Origin of the sequence: Actinobacillus equuli (assembly GCF_900636745.1) — a bacterium.
In the GTDB taxonomy this organism is placed as follows: domain Bacteria; phylum Pseudomonadota; class Gammaproteobacteria; order Enterobacterales; family Pasteurellaceae; genus Actinobacillus; species Actinobacillus equuli.
In genome coordinates this window covers 1,593,597-1,612,191 of the sequence record NZ_LR134310.1, presented here as the reverse complement: position 1 = coordinate 1,612,191, position 18,595 = coordinate 1,593,597, and the positions used below count along the sequence as shown (strand labels likewise).

Here is an 18,595-nt window from a genome sequence, read left to right as displayed (position 1 = left end):
AATTACCACTGATAACCTACACTTGCCGCTGCACCGGAGTCACCACGTGTATTAGTGTTTACAGAGAATTTCACACCAATCTTACCGTTATCCGATAAACGTGAATAACCTACAGCCACTGCACCTTGGTTTTTATAAGTACCAATACCTGCAGACACCATTGATTTACCTGGAATCGTCACATGGTATAAATTACCCGCTGCCATTGCACCTGCAATACCCGCACGTAAGTCACGATCCACTTTATCAACTTTGTTATTTACCGCATTGATATTGTTGTTAATGTTGCTCATCGCACCTTTTAATTGCGCAACGTTTACCGCATCATTATCTTTCTTACCTGCCGCAACATTGGTAATACGAGTTGGACCACCATTTGCATTAGCAACGTTAATTGCACCATCTTCGGTTGTGCTAATTATTGCGGTATTGCTACCTTTACCAATTTTCACACTATCAAAGTTTGGATTTGCAGAAGTTGCAATCGCAATGTTTTTACCTTCTTGAGTAATTTCAATGTTATTGCCTGCTTTAACTGCAACGGTATCACCCATCGCAACTTTAGCTTTCGATTTACCAATCACTTTACCTGTTGAACCATCAACTGTATCAGCCTCAATGTTCCAACCTTTCGCAACAGTGTTTTGAAGGTTTGTGACATTTTGGTTAGTTGCGTGTAATTGGCTACCGTTTACAGCATCTTTCGATGTTGCGCTAATGTCACCATCTGCAATATTAGTCGCTTTCTTACCACCATTATTTAGACCATTTTCGGTTAAACTGATGAGATCACCAATTTTTACCCCTTCATTAGTCATGGTAGTGTTGCCGGTCGCCACTTTAGTGAAGTCAACTTCATCTTTCGTCGCCACAGTATAAGTTGTGCTACCATCTGCATTTTTCGTTGGCGTTACAACCGTATTTTTACCTGCTTCAACTTTTGACGTTGCAGCCGCTGTCGCATCTTTTAACTGGCTCACATTCACTGCATCTGTTGCATTAACACCTGCTGCTACATTAGTAATGGTATTACCGCCATTATTAAGACCTTTATCAGTTAGGTTTACAGTACCGTTTGCACCACCAGTAATTGTCACTCCATTGCCATCAACTTTGGTCGCTACACCATCTTTGCCATTTAGACCGATCGTGCCGTCTTTACCATTGATTGCAACCGTGGTTTTACCGTCCGCATTTTTAAATTCTGCCGAACCGTCTTTACCATTCAGTACAACACCGTCTTTGCCGTTTTCACCTTTTACTGTAACTTTACCCGGCTCTTTACCATTACCAATCGTTACATCATTTGATAAACCGACTTGAAGCGCATCTTTACCGTCTTTGCCTTTTACAACTTTAGTAACAACACTGCCGTCACCTTGTACTGTAACAGTCTTACCTAAATCAGCTTTTGCAGACTTACCGTCATCACCCGTTAATCCAAAACCACCTGTCGTTGCATTGGTTAAATTGTTGATTGAATTCTTCAGATCACCAACGTTAACCGCATTATTTAATACATCGCCAGTTGCATTCGCTAAATCAACTTTCTGACCTTTATTATCAACTAAGCCGCTTGAAACATTAGTAACTTGGTTACCACCGTTATTTAAGCCTTTATCGGTTAAACTTACCGGAGCTTTACCCGAATCTGCTTTAGGTGTAATGGTTAAACCATTACCATCAATAACAGAGCGATTTCCCGCATTATCAACGAAAGTTGCATTTGTTAGTTCTTGTAATGATTTCGCCATTTTTAGAATAAGCGCACCATTTACATTATCTACACGTAAGTTTTTATCCGTTACTTCTGCACCTTTTGATAAGTTACCTTTAATCGTTAAAGTATCGTTCAGCTCTTTTTTGATAACTTCACCTGTATCACCTACAAATTTTAAGCCATCGTTAAGCGTTGCAACATGTTCCGGATCACCTTTTGGATTACCTTTTTCGTCTACAGGTTGATATGTAATACGGGTCTTAGTATCGCCATCCTTGCCATTAACTCCCGGCTTACCTTTTGCTAAGGTTATCGTGCCATTAGAGCCGTCTTTACCATTAATACCGATTGAACCATCTTTACCGTTTAAAGTAACACCGGTTTTACCATCAGCGCCTTTTGCGCCGATAACACCGTCTTTGCCAGGCTGCCCATCTTTTCCTAAACCACCTACAGATAGTGTGCTATTTAAAGCAAACGTCACGTTATTATTATCAGCAGATTTAGTAATCAGAATATTACCGTCTTCATTATTTAAAGATACATTTGCGTTCGGCTTCACATTCGTTTGATTATTGCCATTAGCAGCAATATTCCAACCTGCATTTGCCGTTGCATTAACTTTATTTAATTGGCTTACATTTACTGCGTCATTTGGATCTACACCATCTGAAACATTAGTGATTTTATTACCACCATTGTTTAAACCATTACCGTTGAGCACAACATCTTTACCTGTGCCTCCATTAGTAAATGTGATGGAATTCAATCCTTGCAAATCTTTAGCAATTGCGATCGTAATATTACCGTCAATTACTTTCGTCATCACATTCTGACCTTCATCAAATTTTTTCCAATCAGAATTAGTTGTTGCACCTTTAACATCAACTTGTTCGTTTAGTTTCGCTTTACGAACACCTTCAGTTACATCATTCGCACCGAATTTTAAGCCATCATTTAAAGTTGCAACTTCTTCTTTAACAGGGTTACCATTTTCATCTTTAGTGTCATAAACGATGCGTGTTTTGCTGCCACCATCTTTACCATCAACACCCGGTTTACCATTTGCAACACTAATATTAGTGCTTGCGCCCGGTTTGCCATCCTGACCAGCCGGACCTGTTAAGCCGATAGAACCATCTTTACCATTTAAAGTAACACCAGTCTGACCATCAGCACCTTTAACATCGATCTTACCATCTTTGCCGTTAGCGCCATTCACACCATCTTTTCCACCGATAGTCAAATCATTATTTAATGCAAATGTTACATTAGTTTTATCTTTGGTAATTAGAATATTGCCGTCTTTATTCGCTAAATCAACAGTCGCTTTAGGTGCTACATTTGAACTGTCTTTACCTTCATTTATCGTTAAATTCCAACCTGCATTGGCTGTTGCGTTAACGTCTTTTAATTGGCTTACATTTACTGCATCAGTATCATCTGTACCTTTAGCTACGTTAGTAATTTTGTTACCGCCATTGTTTAAACCTGTATTCGTTAAGCTAACTGGAGATTTTCCAGCTTCTGCAGGTGTAATCGTTACACCATTACCACCAATTGTCGTATTGCCTGCGCCATTTTCATTATTAAATGTTGCACTGGTTAGATTACTTAATGTTTTCGCTAATTTAATAACTAACTCACCATTAGCAGCACCAATAACACCAATATTTTTATCTGTTAATTGGTCTTTATTTGCTCCACCAACAACACTTAATGTAGTACCTAAATCACGATGAATCTTAACGTCAGTATTATCACCAACAAAGTTTAAGCCTTTTGTAGTTAAGGCATTTCCAAGGTTAGTAATATTATTATTTAAATCACCATGAACTTGTTTTAACTGATCTTCAGTCGCCGCTTGCCCAGTGACTATATTATTAGGATCAAATTTAGTATTAGTTAAGCCACCGACCGTACCATTCGTACCATCAATAGTAACAGGCTTCGCAGTACCTACTTTCAATGTTGTATTTAACCCAAATGTCACATTATTATCATTAGCACTTTTACTAATAACAATATTGTTATCATTATTATTTAAACTAACTGTCGCATTTGGCTTAACAGTTGAAACATTTGCATCTTGTTTATTTACAGTTAATTTCCAGCCTGCATTTGCTGTTGCATTCACTTTATTTAACTGACCTACATTTACTGCATCATTTGGAGCTACACCATCTGAAACATTAGTGATTTTTTTATCACCAGCATGAATACCGCTCTTAGTTACTGAAGGTCCGCCGGTAATAGTTACACCATCTTTATTAACTGTTGTATCACCAAGTTTTACTGAACCTGCATCAGTTAGGTTTAAAGTATTATTTAAGGCAATTTTTACTTTATCATTTTCAACTAACGTCTTGATATTGCTATTAGCACCAACAACAGGAACTACTTCACCTAACTGTTTCTTAACATTGTTGTTATCTTCAGCCTGTAAACCAAAACCTTTCGCAATATTCTCTGCATTGGTTTTAATATCATTCGTAACTTTATCAGCTAGCTTAAATTTAACTTCACCATCTTTAGCTGTCGTAACAATCTCATTTTCCGTACCCGCAAATTTAACTTTTTCGCTTAATTTATTCGTACCTTGAGTATTATTATCACCAGTGTAATTCAGATTAGCAGTTACCGTTAAATCATAAACATCAGCATCACCATCTTTAGATGGATTAATAGTGACCGATTTATCTTTAGAAGTAACTTTAGTACGTCCAGAATCTACATATTGTTTAGTTGCAGCATCATTAGCTTCTGTAGGTTTTCCTACATTAGTAATGCGATTGCCACCCATATCAACTTTAGCATTTGGCGCAACAGTTACGTTATTTAACTTTGTATCCCCTGTCGCAGTGAAGTTTTTAGTTGATACATTATCAAAAGTAACATCTTTCTTAGTTGCGATTGTGATACCTTGGTTACTTGCGGTTAATTGAATATTATCGCCAGTAATAAAGTTCGCTTTATTAGCATCTTTAGTTATAGTTTGTGCAGTTTTATCAGTATCTACTGTGGTTACAAAACTTTGTAATGCAGTTGTTGCATTTTGTACGGCATTTGTTAACTTATCTGTTGCTGCAATCTTAATTTTTCCTTCAGACGCTTCTGTTTTTACTAAATCATTATCACCATTAACTGCTAGTTCTTCACCTAATTTACGTAAAGTCTTTTGCCCATTGTCTGCTGTAAATGTTAAACCTTTAGTTGTCACGGTATTATTTGCATTTACACCGTGAGTAATATTAGCTTTAGTCTCATCTGATAAATCAATTACATAATCTGTGACATCCGCATCACCGGCAGATTTTGTACCATTATTGTTCACTGTTAGTGCTTTTGAGCCAGCAGATGCAGATGCAGATGTATCTACCGCATCAATTTTATAAGTAGTGGAACCATTTTCCGCAACAGTCGAAGTGACCGCCGTATTTTTACCTTTTACAACCGTTTCTTTCACAGCTGCAATGGCATCATGAACTGTATTTTTACCAGTATTACCAATACCACTCATAGAAATGGTACCTGTAGGTGCAACTGCTGCATTTCCACCTAAAACCGTTTTAATAGAATCCGCAACATTACCTAAAACTTGCTGGGTTGCATATAATTGTGAACCGTTAATTGCATCTGTTGAAGTAGCAGAAATTTGACCCGCTGCAACATTCTGAATCTGACGTTTTTCTTTAGCAGAGCCTACAGACACAACAGAAGCCGGGTTATTCCCTGCAAAACCAGAATAAGTTAATTTATTTACTGTTGCTGTATTCGTAGCAACTGCTTTAGTTGTCGTTGTATTAGAACCTAGTGCCACAGAATCTTTTACTGATGCATTCGCAGCAGTACCAATTGCAACACCTGAATCTATACCAGCTTCTACTAATGAGCCCACACCTACCGCTATAGAATTAGTTGCATTTGCAGTTGAAAAGGTACCAATAGCTGTTGAATTTAAACCAAAAGCTAATGATAAATGACCTGCAGAAAATGAGCTAACTCCATCAGCAGTTGCTCCAGTTCCGACTGCAGTCGCATAATCTTTGTCAGCAAGGCTAGTAGAACCTAAGGCATTTGCATACTTAGCTCTAGCTTTCGAAGCTTGTCCTAATGCCACTGAAAAGTCATCACTAGCAATTGAGTCAGCACCAATAGCTAATGAAATATTTGATGTTGCCGTAGCATTTGTACCAATTGCCGCAGAGTTTATCGCATTTGCTTTTGAACCTGTACCCATTGCAAGAGCAGATGTTTGTATCGCTGCTGCGCCAACCCCCACAGCCATAGAAGCAAAACCTGAAGCTGTTGTATTTGTACCAATTGCTGTTGCTAAATGCCCTTCTGATTGAGCATAACCACCAATGGCAACAGCTGCGACACCGCTTGCCTTAGCCGGTCTATATAATGTAGTTTTTCCTGCTGTATCAGTTTGAATAAGAGTACTATTCGTTACAACCTTATACCCCGCTGCAACAGACATATTTTTACCATTTAAATTGGTAGTAGTTGTTTTAGCCCCATCAATATCATCCGAACCAATCGCAACAGAAGCATATCCTTCCGCTCTTACATCATTACCAATTGCGGTTGATTGTTCACCAGTTGCATTCGCGCCAAAACCAATACCGACAGCCTGCCCTCCTTTAACCGTAGCATTAGTACCTACCGCAACAGACTCCACACCTGATACGGTCATATTAAAACCAAGGCTAGCAGAACGAGCACCATTAATCGTACTATTTACTGCAACTGCAACTGCATTAATTGCACTTCTATTAGCATTACCTATCTGAGAATTCATACCAAATAAAGCAGACCCACCCGTCAAAACATTTACACTTGTACCCGCCGCATAGGAATTAGTTTCTGCAGAAGTAGCCGTAGCAGCATATGTTGTCGATGTTGATGACATTGCAACTGCAGCATGTGCATTAGCAACTAATATACTACCTAAAATTCCAATCGTAGCGCTACCTACACCAAGGTTTAATAGGTTATTTCCCATTGTAGGTTTGCTGCGCTCATCCGTTGTAGATGAAGATTTTGTTTTTGACTTGGTTAACTCAGATACAACCACAAAAGATTGTGTTGCATGATTCCAAATGACTTTAAAAATTTTATTCATATAAAGTATCCATTACTTACATTACACTTCACAAAGGCAAAAATCATTACTTGCCTTGCACTAAAAACTAAGAAAGACCAATAAAAATTGGTCTATAACTTATTGCATAATAAAATTAATCTGTTCATTTCTCCAGCAAACTTACGCTTTTATACGAAATGCCTTTCTTTTAAATATACAATTAAAACAAATTGATCACATTTTAATAACAAACTGAGACTTTTAAAAATTATAATCAATAATTTCATTGTTAAATCATATCAAAAAACATTAATTCAATAATTAAAAGCTTAAACTATGTTATAAAAACAAGAAAAAAGTAAAAATTCGTCAACATCAATATTAACGACGCTCTATAGTACGTTTGAATCAAAAAAAGTTCCAAACACCTTGAAAAATTTTCATTAAATTTAACCACTCTATTTAATCGCTTTGATCTATAATATGACTAACTGTATAAACGAACATTAATTGAATACGAGGCGGTAATGGATTTTTCTTTATTATTAGACGGTTTAAATGATAAGCAGCGAGAGGCTGTCGCTGCGCCGTTGGGCAATTATTTAGTATTGGCGGGAGCCGGTTCCGGTAAAACACGGGTGCTGACACATCGTATTGCGTGGTTAATCGGTGTAGAAAATGTACCGGAATCGAATATTCTGGCAGTAACCTTTACCAATAAAGCGGCGGCGGAAATGCGTCATCGTATCGAACATACTCTTTCTTCCAGTAGTCATCACCGCCTGTTCGGTATGTGGGTCGGTACGTTCCACAGCATTGCCAACCGCTTGTTACGTTCGCATTATCTTGACGCTAATCTGCCGCAAGATTTCCAAATTATGGATAGCGAAGATCAGCAACGTTTACTGAAACGCTTGTTAAAGTTGCACAATATTGATGAAAAACATTTCCCGCCGAAACACGTAGCGTGGTATATCAGTGCGCAAAAAGATAAAGGAAAACGCCCAAAAGATATTGATCATCATAACGATCCAAACGAGAAGAAATTAGTTCAAATCTACCAAATTTATCAAGATGCCTGCGATCGTGCCGGTTTGTTAGATTTTGCCGAATTATTGATTCGAGCTTATGAACTTTTCCGAGACAAACCACCGATTTTGCAGCGCTATCAGCAACGTTTTCAGCAAATTTTGATCGATGAGTTTCAAGACACCAACAATATTCAATATGACTTAATCCGTCTGCTTGCCGGTGAAACCGGTAACGTGATGATTGTCGGCGATGACGACCAATCGATTTACGGCTGGCGTGGTGCGCAGGTTGAAAATATTCAGCGTTTCTTGAATGACTACCAAAAAGCGGAAACCATTCGTCTTGAGCAAAATTACCGTTCAACCGGACATATTTTGGCGACCGCCAATGAGTTAATTTCTAATAACGAAGACCGCTTGGGTAAGAATTTATGGACCGATCAGGGTGATGGCGATCCGGTTGAAATTTATTGTGCTTTCAACGAATTGGACGAAGCTCGTTTTGTTGCCTCACAAATCAAACAATGGAAAGAAGACGAAGGCAGCCTAAACGAATGTGCGGTGTTATATCGTAGTAACAGCCAATCTCGTGTGATTGAAGAAGCATTGATTCAAGCTAATATTCCTTACCGTATTTACGGCGGTATGCGTTTCTTCGAACGCCAAGAAATCAAAGATGCGCTGGCATATTTACGCTTGATTGCTAATCGCCAAGATGATGCGGCATTTGAACGAGTGATTAACACACCGCCAAGAGGGATTGGTGAACGCACGTTAGATACGATTCGTCAAATTACCCGTAATCGCCAAATAACCTTGTGGCAAGCGATTCAAGTAGCGGTACAGGAAGAACAACTGTCCGGCAGAGCCGCTTCCGCCTTACTCCGTTTTGTCGAATTGATTAATGCGCTCGAACAAGAAACCGAACAAATGCCACTGTTTGAACAAACCGATTTTGTGATTAAAAAATCCGGTTTATACGAAATGTATAAACAAGAAAAAGGGGAAAAAGGCGAAGTTCGTATCGAGAACTTAGAAGAGTTGGTCACCGCTACCAAACAATTCAGCAAGCCTGACGAAGCGGAAGAAATGTCGGATCTCACCGCATTTTTAACTCACGCCTCATTAGAAGCCGGCGAAGCGCAAGCCTCTCCGCATCAAGATTATGTCGAACTAATGACGTTACATTCGGCAAAAGGTTTAGAGTTCCCCCGTGTATTTATGGTGGGTGTGGAAGAAGGAATTTTCCCGAGCGGAATGAGTTTTGACGAAGGCAGACTACAAGAAGAGCGCCGTTTGGCTTATGTCGGCATTACCCGAGCGAAGAAAAAATTAACGATCAGCTATGCCGAACTGAGACGTTTATACGGCAAAGAAGAGCGTCATATCGCTTCTCGTTTTATTGCTGAATTGCCCGAACAACATATTCGTGAAGTGCGTTTAAGAGGCTCTATCAATCGTGCGGCAAGTTTTGCTCAAAGCACACCTTTTGCAAAAAATTCGGCAAAAACGACCGCTTCTTGCTTAGAAGACAATAGTTGGAAAATGGGACAAAAAGTGCAACACGCTAAATTCGGACAAGGTACGATTGTTAATGTGGAAGGCAGCGGCGAAGCAACTCGCTTACAAATCGCCTTTGCCGGGAATGGCATTAAATGGTTGATTGCCAAAATGGCAAATCTTGAAAAACTCTAATGAACCATTGCTAAATAAAAAAATCCGCCGTAAGTGAAAACCTACGACGGATTTTTTATTTATCACGATTACACGTTTTTCATAATGCGAGAAATGCGACCTTCGGCAATTTCTTCATCACGAATTGTCATCACTTCACAACCTTCTTTGGTCACCACAATTTGGTGCTCAAACTGTGCCGAATGGCTACGATCTTTGGTTTTCACCGTCCAACCGTCAGGCATATTACGGATTTCTTTTTTACCCGCATTCACCATCGGCTCAATGGTAAACACCATACCTTCTTGTAACACCACACCACCGTCATCCGAGTTATAGTGAAGCACTTGCGGATCACAATGGAATTCAGTACCGATACCGTGACCGCAGTATTCACGCACCACCGAGAAACCTTGTTTCTCAACATATTGCTGAATGGTTTTACCGATTTCTTTTAAACGAATGCCCGGTTTTACCGTACGTAAACCGATATAAAGCGATTCTAACGTCACTTCAATTAAACGTTTATCACGAATACTCGGCTCACCGACTACGTACATTTTTGAGTTGTCGCCGTAGTAACCGTCTTTAATCACCGTTACGTCAATATTTAAAATATCGCCTTTTTTCAATTTACGATCCGCACTCGGAATACCGTGGCATACCACTTCGTTTAATGAAATACAAGTCGCATTCGGGAAGCCGTGATAGTTTAAACACGCCGGAATCGCCTGCTGTTCGTTCACGATGTACTCATGGCAAATACGGTCTAATTCCGCGGTGCTTACGCCTTCTTTCACATACGGCTCAATCATTACCAATACGTCAGAGGCTAATTTACAAGCGACACGTAATTTCTCAATCTCTTCTTCGGTTCTTAATGGAATCTTGCTCATGCTGTTCTCTCTTCTTAATTCAAGCGGTTAAATTCTCAATTTTCTTGCAAATACGCAGAAAAAAGTAAGGGGATTATACCTTTTTTCAGCATAATCCCCAAACGACTATTTCAGTTTAAATTTTTTGACTAAATAATTGAGTAACACACCGTACAACGGTAAAAACAGCAATAAGCTGACAAACAGCTTAAACGCATAGTCCACCGTACCGATGGTGAACCAATGTTCCGCCATATAAGCATCATCACTTTTATAAAACGCCACCGCAAAGAAAGCGAAGGTATCAATCAATGTACCGAAAATGGTCGAACACATCGGCGCAAGCCACCACGTTTTGCCCTGACGTAAGCGGTTAAACACCACTATATCCAATAACTGCCCCACTACATAAGCACAGAAACTGGCTAAAGCGATACGAAACACAAACAGATTAAATTCGTTTAACGCATTAAAGCCTTGGAATTGTGTCTCGAAAAACAGCACTGAAATCACATAACTAATCAGCAATGCCGGCAACATTCCGACGAAAATAATTTTGCGGGCAAGGCTTGCTCCAAATACACGTACGGTTAAATCTGTCGCCAAAAACACAAACGGGAAAGTGAAAGTCCCCCAAGTGGTCGGAATCACAGTATCGGTAAACGGAATCTTTACCTCAAAAGTAATCTGCACCAAATAGTTACTGATAGCGATAATAAAGATATGGAAAAGGGAAAGTAAAACTAGAGAACGACGCTTTTGTGCGCCTGAAAAATCAATTTGAAAGTTCATATTGTTCCTTTTTAAAAATAAAAAAGCCGAGGTAAGGGAACTCGGCAACCAATTTTGAGGGGCGCATTATACGCAAGCGGTCAAATTTTGCAAATTTTTTACAAAATCTAACCGCTTATGTTATTTATTTGAACCTTCCGGATGAAGCCCGATGCCCTGATGACGCTCTTTTAATTTGGCAATCACATCGCCCCATTCAAGATTCATCGAATGCAATAATACGGTCAAGTGATAGGCTAAATCTGCCGCTTCACTTACCACTTCTTCTTTATCTTGCGACACCGCCGCTAATGCGGTTTCAACGCCTTCTTCCCCCACTTTTTGAGCAATTTTCTTCACGCCTTTAGTATACAGTTTTGCGGTATAAGAGCTTTCTGGATCGGCATATTTGCGCTCGGCAAGTACTTGTTCCAATTTCGCAAACCACGTCCAATCGCCCTCCGACTGGCTTTCAAATTGGTGGAAACAGCTCCCCTCACCCGTATGGCAAGTCGGCCCGATTGGATTTACTAAAATCAATAAGGTATCGTTATCGCAATCCAAACTCATATCCACCACATTAAGAAAATGCCCCGACGTTTCGCCTTTTGTCCACAGGCGTTGTTTGGTGCGTGAATAGAAAGTTACCACTTTTTCAGCGATGGTTTTATTTAACGCCTCTTGGTTCATATAGCCTAACATTAATACTTCACTGGTTTGGAAGTGTTGGATAATGACGGGAAGGAGGTTGTTGATTTTTTGCCAGTTGATAGGGTTTATCATAGATTAAACCCTATCTTTCTCTTGCATTAACGAATATTTTAAGACTTCAAAGATCTCTCTAAATTCATTAGGCGAACGTATATACCTATGAGCATCACAAATATCCATTGCTATTCTATAATCTAAATCTGCTATAGAAATTGGATTATTATCAATAAACTCTTTAAGTCTTAAAGTTGTGCGGATTATAGCTTCTAGATTATTAGGTATAGATCTCCTATTAATAACAGCCTCTCTCTCATTTAGTCTATTAATATCTCTTACAATGTCTCTTCTAAAATCACCCAATAATTCCATTATAACTTGCTGAGATGAACCTTCTTTTTCATCTAATTTTTTAGGCTTAATAGTTGCAAAATGTTTTAAGAAAGTCGTATAGTCAGGATCACTTTTATATGATTTATAAGTAGCTAGTACTTTCTCTGCTAATGCTTTTTTAAAAGTAACAATTTTCGTAAATCTTAGATCTCTTGGGTATTCAAGATGCTCAATTATGTTAGTATCAAAAGAGTACCCTGTTTTATCATCTTTAATAATAATAGTAGGTTTATCAAATGCCAAACGCATCCCTAACTCAAACATTACATTTGGATTTTTGGCACTCACATCGCAAATAATAATATCATTATCATAAATATTCTGAACAATTCTTCTTTGAATAACACCTACATCATCTGCATCACTAACTAACGATACTTTAATATCCAAATCAGAAATACTACCTATTGCATCAGATATAATGCTTTTAATTTCAATCCAATGATCTGAAGAACATCCATCAATTGATGATATAGGCATAATTAATCCGCATTGGATTTTTTCTTTACCGCTATCAGTAGTATTTTCTACTTGAGAATCTATTTTGTCAGATTTTGCCATTTTTTGATCCTATTTATTAAATTTTGGTAATTATATACTTAAGTTCGAACTTCTACACCCTGTTGAGACAAATATTCTTTCAACTCCCCAATCTCAATAATCCGCTTATGGAACACACTCGCAGCCAATGCTCCGTCCACGTTGGCTTGGGTAAAAGCATCTCGGAAATGCACCATTTCGCCAGCTCCGCCAGAGGCGATTAACGGCACGTTGCACACATCACGCACTTTTTTCAGTTGCACCAAATCATAGCCATTACGCACACCGTCTTGGTTCATCATATTTAGCACGATTTCGCCCGCTCCACGTTTTTGCACTTCTTGCACCCAGTCGAGCAGTTGCCAGTTGGTTTGGCTAGTGCGTTTTTCATCGCCAGTGTATTGATTAACCCAATATTTGCCGGTTTCTTTTTCAAACCAACTATCAATACCGACTACCACAGCTTGCACGCCAAAGCGATCCGCCAATGCGGTAATCAAATTCGGATCGTCAAGTGCGGGCGAATTTATCGAAATTTTATCCGCTCCGAAAGCGAACAATTTTTCCGCGTCTTCAATCGTCTTAATTCCACCCGCTACGCAAAACGGAATATCGATCACTTGTGCCACACGCTCCACCCAGCTTTTATCCACCGTGCGACCGTCCGATGAGGCGGTAATGTCGTAAAACACTAACTCGTCCGCCCCTTCTTCCGCATAGCGTTTCGCAAGCGGTACAATATCGCCAATAATTTCGTGGTTGCGGAACTGCACGCCTTTTACCACCTGACCGTCACGCACGTCCAAACAAGGGATTATCCGTTTTGCCAACATTCGATTGCCTCCACCACATTAAATTTGCCTTCTAACAACGCTCGCCCAACGATTACTCCTGCCACGCCTGTGCCTTTTAACGCCTTGATGTCGTCAAGCGAGCCGATTCCGCCTGATGATTGGAATTGGATTTCAAGGTATTTGGCACAGATTTCACGGTAAAGATCCACGTTCGAGCCAGCCAATGTGCCGTCTCGGAAAATATCGGTGCATAAAACGTTCTGTAATCCGACCGCTTGATAATCTTCGATCAGCTCTTCGAGCGACACACCACTCGCTTCCTGCCAACCGCTAATCGCAATGATTTTTTGACCGCTTGCGTCAATGTTCACGTCTAACGCCAAGACGAATTTTTCCGCACCGTATTTTTCAAACCAGCCTTTAACCATAGCTCGATCTTTGACTGCCGTTGAGCCAATCACGACACGATTTGCCCCCACCGCCAATAAATCCGCCACGTCCTGCTCGGTGCGAATACCACCACCCACTTGGATTTGGCAATTTGTCGCTGCAATAATTTTACCGATAAGTGCGGTCTGTCTTTTCGCAGGATCTTTCGCACCCGTCAAATCGACCAAATGCAACTGCTCCGCCCCCTGTGCGAGATAGTTGGCGAATTGCTCAATCGGATTATCGGAATAAGTGGTCTGCTTGGCATAATCGCCCTGATGTAACCGCACTACCTTGCCATCAATCAAATCAAGGGCGGGGATAATTATCGATTTTTTCATTGTGTTTGTTTCCTGTATGCCTAGCACTAACCGTGCTAGGTTAATAATTGTATTGTCGCTCTGCGACAAACAAAATTGGTTGCGGAGCAACCACACTATGCGTAACCTCATACGGCAGTATGAGGTACTAAATAAGCTCCACAAAATTCTTCAACAACATCGCGCCATTTTTGCCCGATCTTTCAGGGTGGAACTGCACACCGTAGAAGTTTTTGCTCGCAATCGCAGCCGAGAAAGGCACACCATAATCAGCGGTGGCAATGGTGTTTTCATTCGGCAACACCGCATAGCTATGCACAAAATAGAAATGGCTGTTTTGCTCAATGCCGTGAAATAACGGGTGGTCGGCTTGATACTGAACCTTGTTCCAGCCCATATGTGGCAACGGCAAACCTGTATTGGGGATTAACTCGGTTTTGCCACTCATAAGCCCAAGCGTTCCTACCTCACCTTCGGCAGAAAATTCAGTCATTAGCTGCATTCCCAAACAAATACCAAGCATTGGCTGAGTGACGTTACGGATCGTGTCAATCAAATCACGATCTTGCAAAATCTTCATCGCAGCCACTGCCGTCCCCACACCGGGCAACAGCAACTTATCCGCCGATTTGATTTTGTCTAAATCACGACTAATCTCCGCCTGAATACCCAAGCGATCGAATGCAAATTTTACAGATGACAGGTTTGCACAGCCTGTGTTGATGATGATTAAATTGGTCATTGCTCTTCTCTTAGATTTAATTCTTGACAAATTTCAGCTAAAAGCTCAATTAATCTTTTTTCTTGACGTTCAATCATTTCAAAGATATTGACTTGTATATGTGAACAATTATCAGAAAAAGAATAATATTCAAAACTAGCTATTGATAATGAAGATCGAATAATTCCATAGCCTTGGAATTTATCTTCTTTTCTAATATATTCAACAGAATGAGAAGTTGCTTTATTTCTAACTTCTCTGATATCTTTTAATTCATTATCTTTATCAGGATTGTATTTTCTATCTAGTAAGCATTTATATATAGCCTTAATTGCATCTTGTTGTAATTCAAGAATATTTAATATCCCATAAACATGCACATAAGAAAGATATTTATCTACCTGATTTTTATCGATTTTTTTATATGAACACATTGCAAGATATGTATCTCCAATAATATCCATAGCTGCTTGAAATCCAGATGTATTTTTATCTGATTTATATTGTTCAGAAACCATATATTTTCTAATCAACTCATAATATCTAAGTAACATCATTTTCCTTTTTATAAATAGTCAAATTTCGCTAAAAACTTCGCAAACCCCAACTGCACTTTTTCAACGTGATTGTAGGGACACACGCAGTGTGTCCCTACCATTCACATTATTTACGTTTTGTGAGAAATCACAACACTCCCTTACTACTCGGCAACTCATTCCCTTCCACTTTAATACACTGTCTTAGAGTTCTACCAAATACTTTGAATAGGCTTTCGATTTTGTGGTGGTCATTGTCGCCACGGGCTTTTAGGTGGAGCGTGGCGAGCATCGAAAAGGCGAGCGATTGGAAAAAATGCTCGGTCAGCTCGGTGCTAAAATCGCCCACTTTTTCACGGTTAAATTTCGCCTTGAATTTGATCCACGGTCTGCCTGACAAGTCCAACGCACATTCGGCACGGCATTCGTCCATCGGCAGCACGAAGCCGAAGCGTTGAATGCCACGTTTGTCGCCTAACGCCTGTTTTAATGCTGTGCCGAGTGCGAGGGCGGTGTCTTCCACGGTGTGGTGTTCGTCAATCCACAAGTCGCCTTTGCATTGCACGTTCATTCTAAAACCGCCGTGCGTGGCGATTTGGTCGAGCATATGGTCGAAAAAGCCCACGCCTGTGCTGATTTGGTTTATGCCAGTTTCGTCCAACCACACTTGCACTTTGATATCAGTTTCTTTGGTGGTGCGAACCACTTCCGCATAGCGGGACGGGCGTTCACAAGCGGTCGTTTTTAGCAATAATTTTTCCACAATTAGATCCCAATCTAATTTTTCTGGGTGATATTGCAACGCCTGAATACCAAGATTTTCCGCCAGCTGCACATCGGTGGCACGGTCGCCGATCACAAAACTGCGGTCAGGATCGAACAAATTTTTGTCGATATATTTTTTCAGCAATTTGATCTTCGGTTTACGGCAATCACAGTTGTCTTCTGGCTTGTGTGGACAAATCAAAATCGCATCAAATTCAATGCCTTGCGAGTGGAAAATCTCTAACATCGCATTGTGTGGTTTATCGAAGGTTTCCTGTGGAAACGACGCCGTGCCTAAACCGTCTTGATTACTGACCATCACAAAACGGTAGTGATCTTTTAATTTCAGTAACGCAGGAATCACATTGCGTTCCAATTTGAGTTTCTCCAAACTGTCAATTTGGAAATCGGTTTTCGGCTCATCAATCAAAGTGCCATCACGGTCGATGAATAGGGTGGGTTGCATATTGGTTCTCCTGTTTCCTAGCACTCTCGTGCTAGGTTAAGCATAGTGGCGATACTCTGTGTCGCTATAGATCTTTTTCAAAAAATTTTTCGTTGATTTCAATACCAGCTTCGGTCAATAAGAATTTGGTTTCATCAACAAAATTCTGCGTTTTATGATGTTCTTTCTGATTTTTAATGTAATTGATGATTTTTGCTTTATCTCGTTCACAATAGGTCAAAGAACAATATCCTCTCGACCACGCATAAAATTCAGGAAATAAATGTTTATTTTCATCAATCCATTTATGGGTTGTCGTTTTCAATTTCTGCACAAATTCCGCTACGGAAAGCATAGGATGCAACTCCACCAAAAGATGAATATGATCTGGCATCCCATTCACTCTATAAAGCACCGAATGATGTTCTCGTACAAAGCCCCAAATGTAGCGATAAAGATATTCTTCATTTTCTTCTACGATACTCGGTACGCCATATTTTGTACGAAAAATAATGTGGTATAGGTTTCTGGTGTAGCTCATATTTCCTCTCTTTTCCTAGCACTCACGTGCTAGGTTATACATAGTGATGATGCTCCGCATCATACCAGATCGCTACGGAGTAGCGACACTATGTATAACCACGTACGTAAGTGCGTGGTACCTATACGGCTCAAGCTAAGCGAATCCCCTCCACCACTCTCTCTAACTCCTCTCTCGTGCCAATCGAAATACGAATACAATTCTGCAATCCCAACGCTTTGTGCTGATCACGCAAAATAATGCCCTTTTCCCACAGCGCTTTAAACACTTTTTGTCCGTCTTGGAATTTGACGAGAACATAGTTAGCTTCGGTATCAAAAATTTCCAGCACGCTTGGAATCGTTTTAAGCTGTTCGATTAACCATGCTCGGTTTTCTAGCACATTTGCCACACGTTGTTTCATCTGATTTATCCCTTTTTCGGACAAAGCTTGGACAGCGATATCGGAAACTGGCACAGGCAACGGATAAGGCGCAATCACTTTTTGCAGGACACCGATTAATTCTTCGTTGGCAAGGGTAAAGCCACAACGCAAGCCCGCTAAGGCAAAGGCTTTCGAGAGCGTGCGAATAATCGCTAAGTGTGGGAAGTTGGCAAGCTCGCTTACCATTGTCGCCTCGGGGCAAAATTCGATGTAGGCTTCGTCCACTACCACAATTACTCGTCCTGCTGTGATTTGTAAAAGTTTGAGTAAATCCGACCGCTTGATTAGCGTGCCAGTTGGGTTGTTTGGGCTACAAACAAATACCACTTTTACGCTGTCTAAATTTTTTTCAATTTCAGGTAAATTAAGCTGAAAATCAGCGGTTAAAGGTACGGTTTTGAGTGAGATACCACAAGTTTCCGCCGATACGCTGTACATTCCGTAAGTCGGAGGGCAGTAAAGCACGCTGTCGGTTGGCTCACAGAAAGCTCGGATAATCAGCTCAATGCTTTCATCGCCACCACGGGTAACGATCACGTTTTCAGGGCGAACGCCTGCATATTTGGCGTAGCCGTTTACCACATCAGCTGGTTGGGCTTCCGGATAGCGGTTAAAAGTGCGGTTTATTAGGTTGAAATTTGGCGAAGTCGGATATTCGTTCGCATTCAACCAAACATCGCCATTGCCCCCCAAACGGCGTGCCGATTGGTATGGGGTGAGGGCTTGAACGTTTTTTCGAGAGAGTTGTGAGATTTGCATATTTTGTTCCTGTTTTTTACCCCATACTGGACGTATGAGGTTAAGCATTGTATGGTTGCT

Annotated in this window: 13 protein-coding genes; 1 reads left to right on the top strand and 12 read right to left on the bottom strand. The window is 40.3% G+C overall.

Features of this window, described 5'->3' with window-relative positions; all coding sequences use genetic code 11:
* Positions 1 to 2: 2 nt before the first annotated feature.
* Positions 3 to 6,848 carry an ESPR-type extended signal peptide-containing protein gene (locus tag EL121_RS07625; RefSeq protein WP_039198901.1) on the bottom strand — a complete coding sequence of 2,282 codons (6,846 nt, stop codon included), beginning with the start codon at positions 6,846 to 6,848 and terminating at the stop codon, positions 3 to 5.
* 488 nt (positions 6,849 to 7,336) lie between these two features.
* On the opposite strand from EL121_RS07625, the gene uvrD reads away from it, so the two are divergent.
* Positions 7,337 to 9,535, top strand: coding sequence for a DNA helicase II (uvrD, locus tag EL121_RS07620; protein WP_015674527.1), 2,199 nt, complete (start codon positions 7,337 to 7,339; stop codon positions 9,533 to 9,535).
* A gap of 68 nt (positions 9,536 to 9,603) precedes the next feature.
* Here the strand turns inward: uvrD and map are convergent, their stop codons facing one another.
* From map to hisC, 11 genes are all read right to left on the bottom strand, one after another.
* On the bottom strand, positions 9,604 to 10,410 hold the full coding sequence (gene map, locus EL121_RS07615) for a type I methionyl aminopeptidase (protein WP_015674526.1): 807 nt from the start codon (positions 10,408 to 10,410) through the stop codon (positions 9,604 to 9,606).
* A gap of 105 nt (positions 10,411 to 10,515) precedes the next feature.
* Positions 10,516 to 11,181, bottom strand: coding sequence for a 7-cyano-7-deazaguanine/7-aminomethyl-7-deazaguanine transporter (locus tag EL121_RS07610; RefSeq protein ID WP_039198898.1), 666 nt, complete (start codon positions 11,179 to 11,181; stop codon positions 10,516 to 10,518).
* Positions 11,182 to 11,301: 120 nt separating this feature from the next.
* A complete protein-coding gene (hisIE, locus tag EL121_RS07605; RefSeq protein ID WP_039198896.1) occupies positions 11,302 to 11,943 on the bottom strand; it encodes a bifunctional phosphoribosyl-AMP cyclohydrolase/phosphoribosyl-ATP diphosphatase HisIE in 642 nt (213 codons plus the stop codon).
* Positions 11,944 to 11,946: 3 nt separating this feature from the next.
* Positions 11,947 to 12,822 (bottom strand): hypothetical protein, encoded by an 876-nt coding sequence (locus EL121_RS07600; protein ID WP_052190406.1) that lies wholly within the window; start codon positions 12,820 to 12,822, stop codon positions 11,947 to 11,949.
* A 38-nt stretch (positions 12,823 to 12,860) separates the two neighbouring features.
* Positions 12,861 to 13,634, bottom strand: a complete 774-nt coding sequence (gene hisF / locus EL121_RS07595) for an imidazole glycerol phosphate synthase subunit HisF (RefSeq protein WP_039198895.1) — start codon at positions 13,632 to 13,634, stop codon at positions 12,861 to 12,863.
* Positions 13,616 to 14,365: a 1-(5-phosphoribosyl)-5-[(5-phosphoribosylamino)methylideneamino]imidazole-4-carboxamide isomerase gene (gene hisA, locus EL121_RS07590; protein ID WP_039198893.1), complete on the bottom strand. Its 750-nt coding sequence runs from the start codon at positions 14,363 to 14,365 to the stop codon at positions 13,616 to 13,618. The genes hisF and hisA overlap by 19 nt, the downstream gene beginning before the upstream one ends.
* Before the next feature lie 127 nt (positions 14,366 to 14,492).
* The gene (hisH, locus tag EL121_RS07585) at positions 14,493 to 15,086 is read right to left on the bottom strand and encodes an imidazole glycerol phosphate synthase subunit HisH (protein ID WP_039198891.1); all 594 of its coding nucleotides are present in this window, start codon (positions 15,084 to 15,086) and stop codon (positions 14,493 to 14,495) included.
* Positions 15,083 to 15,622 carry a hypothetical protein gene (locus EL121_RS07580; protein WP_129545058.1) on the bottom strand — a complete coding sequence of 180 codons (540 nt, stop codon included), beginning with the start codon at positions 15,620 to 15,622 and terminating at the stop codon, positions 15,083 to 15,085. The genes hisH and EL121_RS07580 overlap by 4 nt, the downstream gene beginning before the upstream one ends.
* 127 nt (positions 15,623 to 15,749) lie before the next feature.
* Entirely contained in the window at positions 15,750 to 16,832 is a 1,083-nt protein-coding gene (hisB, locus tag EL121_RS07575; protein ID WP_039198886.1) for a bifunctional histidinol-phosphatase/imidazoleglycerol-phosphate dehydratase HisB, read from the bottom strand.
* A gap of 64 nt (positions 16,833 to 16,896) precedes the next feature.
* Positions 16,897 to 17,352, bottom strand: coding sequence for an IS200/IS605 family transposase (tnpA, locus tag EL121_RS07570; RefSeq protein ID WP_039198884.1), 456 nt, complete (start codon positions 17,350 to 17,352; stop codon positions 16,897 to 16,899).
* Positions 17,353 to 17,482: 130 nt separating this feature from the next.
* On the bottom strand, positions 17,483 to 18,535 hold the full coding sequence (hisC, locus tag EL121_RS07565) for a histidinol-phosphate transaminase (protein ID WP_039198882.1): 1,053 nt from the start codon (positions 18,533 to 18,535) through the stop codon (positions 17,483 to 17,485).
* Between the last annotated feature and the right edge of the window lie 60 nt (positions 18,536 to 18,595).

What these genes read in the sequence shown, in the direction of transcription:
- hisB (WP_039198886.1), bottom strand. Translation starts at nt 16,832, where the DNA reads ATGCAACCCACCCTATTCATCGACCGTGATGGCACTTTGATTGATGAG.
- hisIE (WP_039198896.1), bottom strand. Translation starts at nt 11,943, where the DNA reads ATGATAAACCCTATCAACTGGCAAAAAATCAACAACCTCCTTCCCGTC.
- hisH (WP_039198891.1), bottom strand. Translation starts at nt 15,086, where the DNA reads ATGACCAATTTAATCATCATCAACACAGGCTGTGCAAACCTGTCATCT.
- EL121_RS07580 (WP_129545058.1), bottom strand. Translation starts at nt 15,622, where the DNA reads ATGATGTTACTTAGATATTATGAGTTGATTAGAAAATATATGGTTTCT.
- EL121_RS07610 (WP_039198898.1), bottom strand. Translation starts at nt 11,181, where the DNA reads ATGAACTTTCAAATTGATTTTTCAGGCGCACAAAAGCGTCGTTCTCTA.
- hisC (WP_039198882.1), bottom strand. Translation starts at nt 18,535, where the DNA reads ATGCAAATCTCACAACTCTCTCGAAAAAACGTTCAAGCCCTCACCCCA.
- EL121_RS07625 (WP_039198901.1), bottom strand. Translation starts at nt 6,848, where the DNA reads ATGAATAAAATTTTTAAAGTCATTTGGAATCATGCAACACAATCTTTT.
- EL121_RS07600 (WP_052190406.1), bottom strand. Translation starts at nt 12,822, where the DNA reads ATGGCAAAATCTGACAAAATAGATTCTCAAGTAGAAAATACTACTGAT.
- hisF (WP_039198895.1), bottom strand. Translation starts at nt 13,634, where the DNA reads ATGTTGGCAAAACGGATAATCCCTTGTTTGGACGTGCGTGACGGTCAG.
- hisA (WP_039198893.1), bottom strand. Translation starts at nt 14,365, where the DNA reads ATGAAAAAATCGATAATTATCCCCGCCCTTGATTTGATTGATGGCAAG.
- uvrD (WP_015674527.1), top strand. Translation starts at nt 7,337, where the DNA reads ATGGATTTTTCTTTATTATTAGACGGTTTAAATGATAAGCAGCGAGAG.
- tnpA (WP_039198884.1), bottom strand. Translation starts at nt 17,352, where the DNA reads ATGAGCTACACCAGAAACCTATACCACATTATTTTTCGTACAAAATAT.
- map (WP_015674526.1), bottom strand. Translation starts at nt 10,410, where the DNA reads ATGAGCAAGATTCCATTAAGAACCGAAGAAGAGATTGAGAAATTACGT.